Genomic DNA, 11,713 nt, shown 5'->3' with positions numbered 1-11,713 from the left:
CACCTTTGTATGTATCTATTTTCATACTAATGAGGGATTTCAAAAATGTTTTAAGAATATACAATAAAATATAGTCATTCATTACGTTTTTAGTATGGGAGGAAAAGCATGAAAAATTGGGTGAAGTTTCGAATAGCACGTCCAACAGATAAGTTTGAAGAGGTTATAGCATTCTATGAAAAAGGATTAGGTTTAAAGCGTATAGGTGAATTTTACGGTCATGAAGGTTACGATGGCGTCATGTTTGGACTACCAGATGAAGAATATCATTTAGAATTTACAAGATATATAGATGGGAGCCCATGTCCAGATCCAACAAAAGATAACTTACTTGTATTTTACATGCGAGAAGATAGTGAAATGAAAAAAGTGAGTAAAAGGCTGCATACAATGGGGTATGGTGAAGTAGAACCAGAAAATCCGTATTGGAAAGAAAAGGGGATAACGATAGAAGATCCGGATGGTTGGAGAATTGTATTGATGAAAATAGAAGAATGAGGTGTGGCGAAACTAGAGGAGAAAGACGTTTCGAGTTTTGATAGTGTAAAAGAAAATATATATAAGCTTCCTTGAAGGGGATAAAATCAAGGGGAAGCTTTTTTGTGAATTTATCTGAAAATTAACATTTGATAATTTGTTCTGGAAAGATATGAAATAAGAACGTATATTCTTATGGGTTGATAGTCATGTCTTTAAAGAGGGATATAGAAAAGGGAGGAATTATGAATACATATATCTATATGGTTAGGCATGGTGAATCGCCAAAATTAGAAGGAAATGAAAGAACACGTGGATTAACTGAGAAGGGAATTTTAGATGCTCAAAGAATAACTGAGATATTAGAAACAGAGGGAATTAATACTTTCATTTCAAGTCCGTATAAGAGGGCTATGTTAAAGATAGAAGAGTCAGCGAATCTCCATGAAAAAGAAATGTTAGTATATGAAGGTCTTAAAGAGTGTAAGTTTTCAAATGAAAATAAAATTATATCGGATAAGGAAGTGTACCCACTTGTAAAGGAGATGTTTTTTAATCCAGAATATGCACTGACGGATGGAGAGTCATATGCGGATTGTCAGCGAAGAGTAGTGAGAGTGTTAAAAGAAATATTAATGAATTTTCAAGGACATAAAATTGTAATTGGTACACATGGGCTTGTAATGACACTAATGATGAACTATTTTGATAATCAATATGGACTTGAATTTTTAATGAATACATCCAAACCGGATATATATAAGCTAGAATTTAAAGAAGAGCAATTAATGAATGTAGAGAGATTATGGAGAGAAGAATGAAATGGGGTATATGGAGTGTGTTTTAAAAATTACTTTTAAAACACACTCTTTTGCATTAAGTTGAGTTTTAAATATTTTCACTAATACGTTCTTTGTTTTTGTTATTTAAAGTATGTAAGAGTTTTTGAAATACCTTAAATGAATGCTGGAATATTGGACTTTGAATAAAAGTGTATAGAAAAGTTACGATAAAAACAGGACCTCCTAGCATGTATCCAATGACTAGTACAAAGCATTCTACAATAATTCGAGCACGGCTAATAGATAACCCAGTTTTGTCAGAAATGGTAAGCATGAATCCATCGCGGGGTCCAGCACCAATGCCAGCCGCAACGTACATGCCGCCCCCAATGCCTGTAATTGCAATACCAGAAAATAAAATGAGTAAGTTTATCCATAAATAATCACTAGCGTTTGGAAGGATTTTTGATTGTAAGAAAAAGTCCATAATAGGACCGATAAGTAGTGCATTTAAAAATGTGCCCACGTTTATATATTTTCGATCTACTAGTAAAGAGATAAGAACGAGACATAATCCACATATGACACTCCAAGTGCCAATTGTCCACCCAAATCGTTGGTAGAGAGCCATATTTAAAACTTCCCAAGGGTGTAAACCGAGGAATTTAACTTTGACTGCGAGAGCATTTCCAAGTCCAAAAAAAATTAATCCTAGGAAAAAAAGAAAATAGCGAAAGAGAGTTAGCCTCATCTTTAAAACCTCCCAATATATAATGATGTATATTACATGTTTGAATTTAAATGTACAAATGTTATGTCTTTTTATGATTTATTAAAAATATAAATGGATATATATTTTCATAGTCAAAAAAGTTAAAATATTTCATTATAAGGATTATAATAGAGAGAGAACTATAAAAGGAGTGAACGAATTTGAAACAAGAACTTATTGAAAGATTTACGAGATATGTAAAGATTGATACACAATCAAATGAAGAAAGTCATACAGTGCCTACAACACCAGGGCAAATTGAGTTTGGTAAGTTATTAGTGGAAGAGTTGAAAGAGATTGGGTTATCAGAAGTGACGATGGATGAAAATGGTTACGTAATGGCAACACTGCCTGCTAATACAGATAAGGATGTTCCTGTAATCGGCTTTTTAGCTCATTTAGACACAGCAACAGATTTTACAGGGGAAAACGTAAAACCACAAATTCATGAAAATTTTGATGGTAATGCGATTACGTTAAATGAAGAATTAAATGTTGTGTTAACACCTGAACAGTTCCCGGAATTACCATCATATAAAGGACATACAATTATTACAACTGATGGTACAACACTTCTTGGAGCAGATGATAAAGCTGGTCTTACAGAAATCATGGTCGCAATGAATTATTTAATACATAATCCGCAAATTAAGCATGGAAAAATAAGAGTAGCATTTACACCGGATGAAGAAATTGGCCGTGGACCATCGCATTTTGATGTAGAAGCGTTTGGTGCATCGTTTGCTTATACAATGGACGGAGGTCCATTAGGTGGTTTAGAATATGAGAGTTTTAACGCTGCAAGTGCCAAATTAACTTTTAGAGGGACAAATACACATCCTGGAACAGCGAAAAACAAAATGCGTAACGCAAGTAAACTCGCTATGGAATTCGATAGACAGTTACCAGTAGAAGAGGCGCCAGAATATACAGAGGGATATGAAGGGTTTTATCATTTACTCTCTTTAAATGGTGATGTCGAGCAAAGTAAAGCTTACTATATTATTCGAGATTTTGATCGTAATCATTTTGAAGCGCGTAAAAATAATATTAAAGATATTGTGAAAAACATGCAAGAGAAGTACGGCGAAGATGCAATCGTTTTAGAGATGAATGATCAGTATTATAATATGCTTGAAAAAATTGAACCGGTGAGAGAAATTGTTGATATTGCGTATGAGGCAATGAAAAGTTTAAATATTGAACCGAATATTCATCCAATTCGCGGTGGAACAGATGGATCGCAATTATCATATATGGGATTACCAACGCCAAATATTTTCACTGGTGGTGAAAACTATCACGGTAAATTTGAGTATGTTTCGGTAGATACTATGGAAAAAGCTGTTCAAGTAATTGTAGAAATCGCAAGACGATTTGAAGAACAAGCTTAAAAAGAGAACCAAGTAGTAATGAAGTGCTACTTGGTTCTTTTCTATAGTAAAAATACAAAGTGAAACTTGTTACAAGACGTTTGTAAAAGGGGGAAATGTTATGAGTGAAAATCAGTTTCATGGTTATATAGGGACATATACCAAAGCAGAGAGTAAGGGGATTTATAAATTTATACTTGATACGAACATCGGAGAACTTAAAGGGATTGAATTAGCAGCTCATATAGGAAGTCCGACATATGTAACAATTAGTCATAACAACGAGTACCTTTATTCTGTTGCGAAAGATAATGGGTTAGGTGGAATTGCTAGTTTTTCTATTCATAATAAATCCGGTAATCTAAATTCGATTAGCATGCAAGTTTTAGAAGGGGCATCGCCGTGCTATGTAAGTGTGAATCGGGAGAATAGTATAGTAGTAGCAGCTAATTATCATAAAGGAACAGTAGAGTCCTATTTAGTGAAAAAGGATAATGGAAGTTTAAATGCTGCTACGGTAATTGTAGAACATAAAGGGTCAGGACCAAATAAGGAAAGGCAAGAAAAGGCACATGCTCATTATATAGATTTTACTCCTGATGAAAAATATGTAGTAGCAGTTGATTTAGGAATAGACAAGGTGATTACATATAAAGAAAGTGATGGAGAACTAATAGAAGTTACACGGTTATCTGTAAAACATGGTAGTGGTCCAAGGCATCTTATATTTCATCCAAGTGCGCAGTATGCATATGTTATGACAGAATTAAGTTCAGAGATTATTGTACTTCAATATGATGCAAAGAGTGGCAGTTTTAAAGAAAAACAATACATTTCTACATTACCTGAAGATTTTAGAAAAGATAGTTACGGAAGTGCAATTCACATTTCTTCTGATGGCAAGTTTGTTTACGCAGCAAATAGGGGACATAATAGTATCGCGGTTTTCCGAGTGAATGAGCACAATGGAGAGCTCGCTTTTATTGAAACAGTATCGACAGAAGGGGATTGGCCACGTGATTTTTCTTTAGATCCGGATGGGAAATTTTTAATTGCAGCGAATGAAAGATCTAATACTTTGACTTTATTTGCTAGGGATGAAATGACAGGGGAGCTAACGCTTGTACAGACGGACGTAAATGTTCCAGAGCCAGTATGTGTGAAGTTTTTACATGTGAAAAAATAGATAGGTTTCCCTATCTATTTTTTATTAGGAAATTTTAATATAGCACCCGCCACAAATAAAAAGTCGCGTAAGACTCCCAATTTGTCCAATTTGATGCAAATTCTTTTATTTCATTTTTAGTCGGTTTCTTTTCGGAACCTGTTATAAATTTAATTGCATTATGCAAACCAACATCATCAATTGGAAAAGCTGAAGGGAATCGTAAACAACGCATTAAAACATAGTGAGCTGTCCATGGCCCTATACCGCGAATGCTAGTTAATTGTTTTTCAGCTTGCTTCACATCTTGTATTTGTAATAGAGATTCTTTTGATAATTTACCTTCTGTAATGAGCTGCGCGACGTCAATTAAGTATTCGCACTTTCTTGTAGTCATTTTTAATGTTGCGAGATCTTCTACATCTAAATTTGCTATTACTTCAGGTGATGGGAATATCCAATGTTTTCTACCGTTCCAATCTACATAATCACCAAAATTTTCGACTAATCTTCTTTTTAGAGTATAGGCATATGTGAGGTTGATTTGTTGACCTAGAATCCCCCAGCATAGTGCTTCAAATAAATCCGGAATTCCCAAAGTACGAAGACCGTAAAATTCTTTAATGGGTTTTTGAAGGAGTGGGTCGTGTTTAGCTAATTTATAGAAGGGAGCTAAATCAGTAGTTAAATCAAACCACTCTTTTACATAGTTAGATACGGCATCGTGTGCCCATTTTTCAGAGACATATGATTCTCCTAAAAAACGTATTTGAATATTACTATCGGCATTCAAACCAATTTCAATTAATGGATTTATGTTTTGAACAGGAATGACTTTATAGATTTTATTGTTTTCAATATGAAACATACATTCATTTTTAGAACGCGATAGATAGCGTAAGTTTTCTTGAAAACTAAATTCTTTTGGAACTACTAAAGTCAATGCGCTATTATATTCTGCTGTCATATGAATTCCACCGGTAACTTTTCTAATGTAAGCAATTCTTTCTTCATTTCTAATCCGCCTCTAAAACCAGTTAGTTTTCCATCTTTTCCTATAACGCGATGGCAAGGAATTGTAATAAGAAGTGGGTTGGCAGCAATAGCAGAAGCAACGGCACGTACAGCGTTAGGTTTTTGAATTCTTTCCGCAATCTCTGAATAAGAATGTGTCTCCCCATAAGGAATTTCACGTACCGTATTCCAAACAGCTAATTGAAATGCAGTTCCGTAAGCATCAATAGGGAATGTAAAAGTTTCTCGCTTGTTTTCTAAATACTCGATAACTTCTTTCGTATATGTTAGCAGGTAATCTGGATTGTGAGTCAATATATGCTGTGGCAGTTTTTTTCTAGCCCACAAATTTAGTTCTTCAAAGTTTTCGTTTTGAGATCCAATGAAACATAGTCCATTTTCAGTTGCAGCAATATGCAAGCACCAATTTTTATGTGTAATTAGCGCCCAATATATAGATTTATTTTTATAGGAATTCATTATTGTATCCCTCTTTCATTTCGTTCTTTTTTCGATATTCAGTAGGAGTAAATCCGGTTTTCTTTTTAAATAAAGTTGCGAAATACTCCGAGTTTTCTATCCCGACAGCAGTACTAATTTCCATAATGGATTGATTTGCATGTGAAAGGTATTCTGTCGCTTTTTTAATTCTGAATTGCTGTATATATTCTATTGGACTAATCCCTACAATTTTCTTGAAAGTGCGTTGTAGATGATAAGGGCTACCATGGCATATTTCTGCGAGTAAGTCGAGGGTTAGCACGTCACAATAATGTTTTTGGATATATTCTTTAATTTGCTCTACCCATTCTTCATTAGGTAAAGTTAGCCCGTTTGGTTTACAACGTTTACACGGACGAAAATTTTCATGTAATGCTTGCTCTGCCTTAAGAAAAATACGTACATTGTTTTTATTCGGTATTCTCGATTTACATGATGGTCGGCAAAAAATACCGGTTGATTTTACAGCGTAAAAGAATTTGTCATCATATGTGGAGTCATTATGAATAATTGCTTGCCAATACTCATTTGTTACTGTGAACTCTTCATTATGCACAGAACATCACCTCTGGCATTAGTATAACCTGAATAAAGTACGTATGTACGTATTTACGAATGTAAGAGCAAGATTACAAAGATGAAACTATGATAGGGTATCTATTTTGTGTTAGCATGAAAATTGAAAATGCACATCAAGAGGAGGAACATAGATGAAGTTGATTTCATGGAATGTAAATGGTTTGCGAGCAGTTATTGCAAAAGGTGGATTTCTAGAATATCTAGAAGAATCTAATGCAGATATATTTTGTTTACAGGAAATTAAATTACAAAGTGGACAAATTGATTTAAATCCCGAGGGATATTATACATATTGGAATTATGCTGTGAAAAAAGGCTACTCAGGAACGGCTATTTTCACGAAAAAAGAACCGATTTCTGTTACATATGGTTTAGGGATTGAAGAGCATGATCAAGAAGGACGAGTTATTACGTTAGAATTTGAAGATTTTTACATGATAACGTTATATACACCAAACTCCAAACGTGGATTAGAACGCTTAGATTACAGAATGAAATGGGAAGATGATTTCAGGGCCTATATTAAACGATTAAATGAAAAGAAATCAGTTGTTTTTTGCGGAGATTTAAACGTCGCACATAAAGAAATAGATTTAAAAAATCCAAAAAGTAACCGTAAAAACCCTGGATTCTCTGATGAGGAGAGGGAGAAGTTTACACGTACTTTAGAAGAAGGATTTGTTGATACGTATCGCTACCTTTATCCTGATCAGGAAGGAGAATACTCGTGGTGGTCGTATCGTATGGGAGCGAGAGCAAAAAATATTGGATGGCGTTTAGATTATTTTGTTGTCTCGGAAAGAATGAAAGACAAAATAACAGAGGCGAAAATTAACAGTGAAATAATGGGATCAGACCATTGTCCAGTTGAATTACATATAAATTTCTAAAAAAAGAAGTATCTCGCTAATAATAGGCGGATACTTCTTTTTAATTCAGTTTGTTAAAATTTTTCAAATCATTCTTGAAATAATTGCATATTAAATATATACTTAGTAACGATAATCATTATCATTGGAAAAGATTATCGATGGATGAAGTGTAAAAGAATTATATTTTAGGGGAAGTGAATGAGAATGAGTTCCGGATAAAATTATTAATCTAATGAAATATATGTTTGGGACAAGTTTCATGTAGTTAAGTTTTCATATAAAAATAATCTATTTACAAGTTTTGAGAGGAGATATATAAAGATGAACAAGAAGTTATTTACATTAGGGATGGTTACAGTTTTAAGTGTAGGTTTAGCAGCATGTAATAGTACGGATAAAACTTCAGGGGAACAAAAGCAACAGACAAAAGCTACGGAAACAAAAAAAGATGAAAAACGAAAAATTACATATTTAGGTAAAGAATACACAGTACCAGCAAAAGTAGACAAAATTGCGACAGCTAGTTTAGAGTCAATGGAAGATGCAGCAGTACTTGGAATTAAACCAGTCGGTGCAATTACTGTAGGTGGTAAATTACCAAAGTATCTTGAAAAAGAATTAGAGGGTGCAAAATCTGTGGGTGAAAAAATGCAACCTAATTTTGAAACATTACTTCAATTAAAACCGGATGTTATTACATCTAGTACGAAATTCCCAGCAGAAACAGCTGAAAAGTTTACGAAAGTAGCTCCGACGTTCCCGGTATCACACGTTTCAACAGATTGGGAAGATAACTTAAAGTTAATGGGAGAATTAACTGGTAAAAAAGATAAAGCAGAAAAAATTATTAAAGATTACAATGCGGACGCTGAAAAAGCAAAAGCAAAATTAGGAGATAAGTTAAAAGACAAAAAAGTACTTGTAATTAGACTAAGAGCAAATGAATTATTCCTATATCCAGAAGGAGTATACTTCAACCCTGTAATTTATAAAGATCTTGGACTAACTGCTCCAGAACAACTTAAAACTGTAAAAGCACAAGAGAAAATTTCATTTGAAAAACTTGCTGAACTTAACCCAGATTATGTTTTCTTACAATATGAGGCAAGTGAAAATAAAAACCCGAAAGTGCTAGAAGAAATTGAAAGCAATCCAATTTGGCAAAGTATGAATGCTGCGAAAGAAAAGAAAGTATTTGTAAACGTTGTAGATCCAATGGCCCAAGGTGGCACAGCTTGGAGTAAAACAGCATTCTTAAAAGAAGCAGTGAAAAATTTATCTAAATAATACAATAAGTAAGGTGCGTTGAATGATATGCAGAAAACGAATGCGGTACCAGTAACCATTTTATGTATAGCACCCATATTGATTTTATTTACAGTTATACTTTCTGTTTTATATGGGGCGAAAAACATTGATGCTGAAACAGTGTGGAATGCTTTATTTCATTTTGATTCAAGCGATGTAAATCATAATATTATTATTACTTCACGTTTACCAAGGGTAGTTGCAGCTCTTTTAGTCGGAGCATTTCTAGCCATATCAGGAGCACTTATGCAGGGGATGACAAGAAACTATCTTGCATCCCCTTCTATTATGGGTGTGACGGATGGTGCAGCCTTTGTTATTACACTTTGTATGATTTTTCTTCCGGGAATGTCATCGATTGGTATGGTTTTATGTTCAATGATTGGCTCTGCACTAGGAGCCGGTATAGTGTTTGGTTTTGGCTCACTCCTTCAAAATGGCTTATCCCCTGTTAGATTAGCAATTATAGGGACAGTTATTGGAACATTTTTAAGTAGTGTATCGGCTGCGATGGCTTCATATTTCCAAATTTCTCAAAATGTTAGTTTTTGGTTTAATGCAAAGTTAGATCAAGTGGACCCTAATATCATTAAAATCACGATACCATTTGGGATAATTGGTATAATTTTAGCACTATTAATATCAAAATCTATTACCATTCTTTCTTTAGGAGAAGAAGTTTCTATTAATCTAGGTCAGCGTACAAAACTAGTTAAAGCGATGGCAATTTTATCAGTTATTTTTTTAACAGGAACAGCAGTTGCTTTAGTGGGGAAAGTTGGTTTTGTAGGTTTAATTATTCCACACATTACGCGCTTTATAATTGGGGTAGATTATAAGTGGATTTTGCCTTGCGCAGGCGTTATTGGTGGAGTTTTCTTAGCATTATGTGACATTTTAAGTAGATTTGTAAACTATCCATTTGAAACACCAATTGGAGTCGTTACTTCCTTAATTGGAATTCCTTTCTTCCTTTATTTAATCCGTACAAGAGGAGGAGAGAGACATGCTTAAAAGTTCAAGTCAACGTTTTGGAATGACAATGGGGATTAGTATATTTTTAATATTATGTGCTATTTATATTAGTTTAACGAATGGTACGTTTGATATTACGATTACAGATGTATTTAAAACACTCTTTAGAATAGATCCAGTACCAGACCATGATTTAGTTATTTTTGAGTTTCGCCTTCCGCGCATTGTAATTGCTGGATTAGTAGGATTAGGCCTCGGTGTTGCGGGTGCTGTAATTCAAGGGATTACGAGAAATGGATTGGCGGACCCAGGTATTTTAGGAGTGAATGCCGGAGCAGGTACAGCCATCGTAATTTTCATGTTCTTCTTTCAAGGGCAATTAAAGAGCACAGACTGGGTTTCTATTATGATGATGCCGATGTTTGGTTTAGTCGGTGGGCTAGGAGCCGCTATAATAATTTATCTGTTTTCTTGGAAAAACGGTAAGTTAGACCCGCAACGTCTTTTATTAACAGGGATTGCAATTGGATCTGGATTTGGAGCGTTTTCTATGTATTTATCGCTCAAAATGAAGTCAACTGATTTCGAGATGGCTGCAGTTTGGGTGTCTGGAAGCATATATAGTGCAAACTGGAAGTATATTGTTGCTATGTTGCCGTGGCTTATCATATTAATTCCGCTTATACAAAAGAAAGCTTATTTATTAGATTTATTTCAATTGGAAGAAACGAGTATTACAAGTCTAGGTGTTTCAGTAGAAAGAGAGAAATCTATTTTACTATTAAGTAGTATCGGACTTGTGAGCGCATGTGTTGCTGTTTCAGGAAGTATTGGTTTTATTGGACTAATGGCACCGCATATAGCGAAAAGACTTGTCGGTATTCAGCATAAGCATATAATTCCTACGTGTGGAGTAATCGGAATGTTCCTTGTAATTGCTTCAGACTTTATTGCAAAAACAGTTTTCACACCTGTAGAGTTACCAGTTGGAATCGTTATTTCTATTGTCGGTGTACCGTATTTCTTATATTTACTTTATAAGGCGAAAGCGTAAGAGGAGGAATAAAAGTGAGTATTTTAAGTGCGAAAAATTTAGAGACGAGTTATGAAAAGCTTACAGTGTTTCGCGATTTAAATGTGGAAATACAAGAAGGAAAAGTAACGACAATTATAGGGCCAAACGGGTGCGGTAAATCGACATTGTTAAAAACAATGGGAAGAATCTTAAAGCAAAAGAGCGGTAAAGTATATTTGCAAGGACAGGATTTAAATACAATTCCAACGAAAGAAATTGCGAAGCAGTTAGCTTTACTTCCGCAAACTCCAATTGCACCAGGAGAGCTTAAAGTAGAAGAGTTAATTTCTTATGGACGCTATCCACATCGAAATAACGTAAATAAGTTAACTTCAAAAGATAAAGAAATGATTGATTGGGCATTAGAAATAACGAAAACTTCTGAATTTCGAACGAGACAAATTGCAAATTTATCAGGTGGTCAACGACAGAAGGTATGGCTAGCGATGGCTTTAGCACAAGAGACAGAAGTGTTGCTATTAGATGAGCCAACTACATATCTTGATATGTCTCATCAATTAGATGTATTACAAATTGTGGAGAAGTTAAATAAAGAACATAATTGTACGGTCGTTATGGTATTACATGATATTAACCATGCAGCAAGGTTTTCAGATGAAATTATTGCAATGAAGGAAGGGGAAATCGTTACAACTGGTAGCCCAGAAGAAATAATTACAAATGAAGTGTTAAAAGAAGTATTTCATATTGATGCACGTGTCATGATTGATCCGTATAATGGGTCTCCTGTTTGTTTCGGTTACGATAGCGTTGTATCTCAAGAAGAGAAAGTAGAAATATATGTAACGAGTTAAGAAGG

The 11,713-nt window shown here is 34.4% G+C and carries 13 protein-coding genes; 9 read left to right on the top strand and 4 right to left on the bottom strand.

The features are described 5' to 3' along the window. Positions 1–108: 108 nt before the first annotated feature. Together MKY90_RS18800 and MKY90_RS18795 are read left to right on the top strand one after the other, a co-directional pair. Positions 109–498: a VOC family protein gene (locus tag MKY90_RS18800; protein WP_098168938.1), complete on the top strand. Its 390-nt coding sequence runs from the start codon at positions 109–111 to the stop codon at positions 496–498. 224 nt (positions 499–722) lie between these two features. Continuing rightward, the gene (locus tag MKY90_RS18795; protein WP_341092273.1) at positions 723–1,298 is read left to right on the top strand and encodes a histidine phosphatase family protein; all 576 of its coding nucleotides are present in this window, start codon (positions 723–725) and stop codon (positions 1,296–1,298) included. A 67-nt stretch (positions 1,299–1,365) separates the two neighbouring features. Here MKY90_RS18795 and MKY90_RS18790 read toward each other — a convergent pair whose 3' ends face one another. Next, complete coding sequence (locus tag MKY90_RS18790; RefSeq protein WP_002128666.1) at positions 1,366–2,010, bottom strand: YczE/YyaS/YitT family protein; 645 nt, start codon at positions 2,008–2,010, stop codon at positions 1,366–1,368. A gap of 182 nt (positions 2,011–2,192) precedes the next feature. Between MKY90_RS18790 and pepT the strand changes: the two genes are divergently transcribed. Together pepT and MKY90_RS18780 are read left to right on the top strand one after the other, a co-directional pair. Then, positions 2,193–3,425, top strand: coding sequence for a peptidase T (gene pepT / locus MKY90_RS18785; RefSeq protein WP_002128664.1), 1,233 nt, complete (start codon positions 2,193–2,195; stop codon positions 3,423–3,425). Positions 3,426–3,525: 100 nt separating this feature from the next. Next, positions 3,526–4,590 carry a lactonase family protein gene (locus MKY90_RS18780; protein WP_002128663.1) on the top strand — a complete coding sequence of 355 codons (1,065 nt, stop codon included), beginning with the start codon at positions 3,526–3,528 and terminating at the stop codon, positions 4,588–4,590. A 34-nt stretch (positions 4,591–4,624) separates the two neighbouring features. Here MKY90_RS18780 and MKY90_RS18775 read toward each other — a convergent pair whose 3' ends face one another. The 3 genes from MKY90_RS18775 to MKY90_RS18765 are packed head-to-tail and all read right to left on the bottom strand — an operon-like array spanning position 4,625 to position 6,640. After that, positions 4,625–5,536, bottom strand: coding sequence for a DNA-3-methyladenine glycosylase family protein (locus MKY90_RS18775; protein WP_098168937.1), 912 nt, complete (start codon positions 5,534–5,536; stop codon positions 4,625–4,627). Continuing rightward, positions 5,533–6,063, bottom strand: a complete 531-nt coding sequence (locus tag MKY90_RS18770) for a methylated-DNA--[protein]-cysteine S-methyltransferase (protein WP_215599415.1) — start codon at positions 6,061–6,063, stop codon at positions 5,533–5,535. Before MKY90_RS18770 ends, MKY90_RS18775 begins: the two co-directional genes overlap by 4 nt. Then, positions 6,050–6,640, bottom strand: a complete 591-nt coding sequence (locus MKY90_RS18765) for a bifunctional transcriptional activator/DNA repair enzyme AdaA (RefSeq protein WP_098168935.1) — start codon at positions 6,638–6,640, stop codon at positions 6,050–6,052. The genes MKY90_RS18770 and MKY90_RS18765 overlap by 14 nt, the downstream gene beginning before the upstream one ends. 154 nt (positions 6,641–6,794) lie before the next feature. Between MKY90_RS18765 and MKY90_RS18760 the strand changes: the two genes are divergently transcribed. From MKY90_RS18760 to MKY90_RS18740, 5 genes are all read left to right on the top strand, one after another. Beyond that, positions 6,795–7,553: an exodeoxyribonuclease III gene (locus MKY90_RS18760; RefSeq protein ID WP_341092265.1), complete on the top strand. Its 759-nt coding sequence runs from the start codon at positions 6,795–6,797 to the stop codon at positions 7,551–7,553. Positions 7,554–7,856: 303 nt separating this feature from the next. Then, on the top strand, positions 7,857–8,822 hold the full coding sequence (locus tag MKY90_RS18755; RefSeq protein ID WP_002014659.1) for an iron-hydroxamate ABC transporter substrate-binding protein: 966 nt from the start codon (positions 7,857–7,859) through the stop codon (positions 8,820–8,822). 27 nt (positions 8,823–8,849) lie between these two features. Then, positions 8,850–9,857: a FecCD family ABC transporter permease gene (locus MKY90_RS18750; protein WP_002014660.1), complete on the top strand. Its 1,008-nt coding sequence runs from the start codon at positions 8,850–8,852 to the stop codon at positions 9,855–9,857. Beyond that, positions 9,850–10,872: a FecCD family ABC transporter permease gene (locus MKY90_RS18745; RefSeq protein WP_341092263.1), complete on the top strand. Its 1,023-nt coding sequence runs from the start codon at positions 9,850–9,852 to the stop codon at positions 10,870–10,872. The genes MKY90_RS18750 and MKY90_RS18745 overlap by 8 nt, the downstream gene beginning before the upstream one ends. 14 nt (positions 10,873–10,886) lie before the next feature. Further along, positions 10,887–11,708, top strand: a complete 822-nt coding sequence (locus MKY90_RS18740) for an ABC transporter ATP-binding protein (RefSeq protein ID WP_002014663.1) — start codon at positions 10,887–10,889, stop codon at positions 11,706–11,708. The last annotated feature ends 5 nt before the right edge of the window (positions 11,709–11,713 follow it).

Origin of the sequence: Bacillus sp. FSL P2-0099 (genome assembly GCF_038007445.1) — a bacterium.
GTDB classification, from domain to species: Bacteria; Bacillota; Bacilli; order Bacillales; family Bacillaceae_G; genus Bacillus_A; species Bacillus_A mycoides.
Note: the sequence above shows the minus strand (reverse complement) of the source record. Positions and strands in the feature narration are given on the sequence as shown.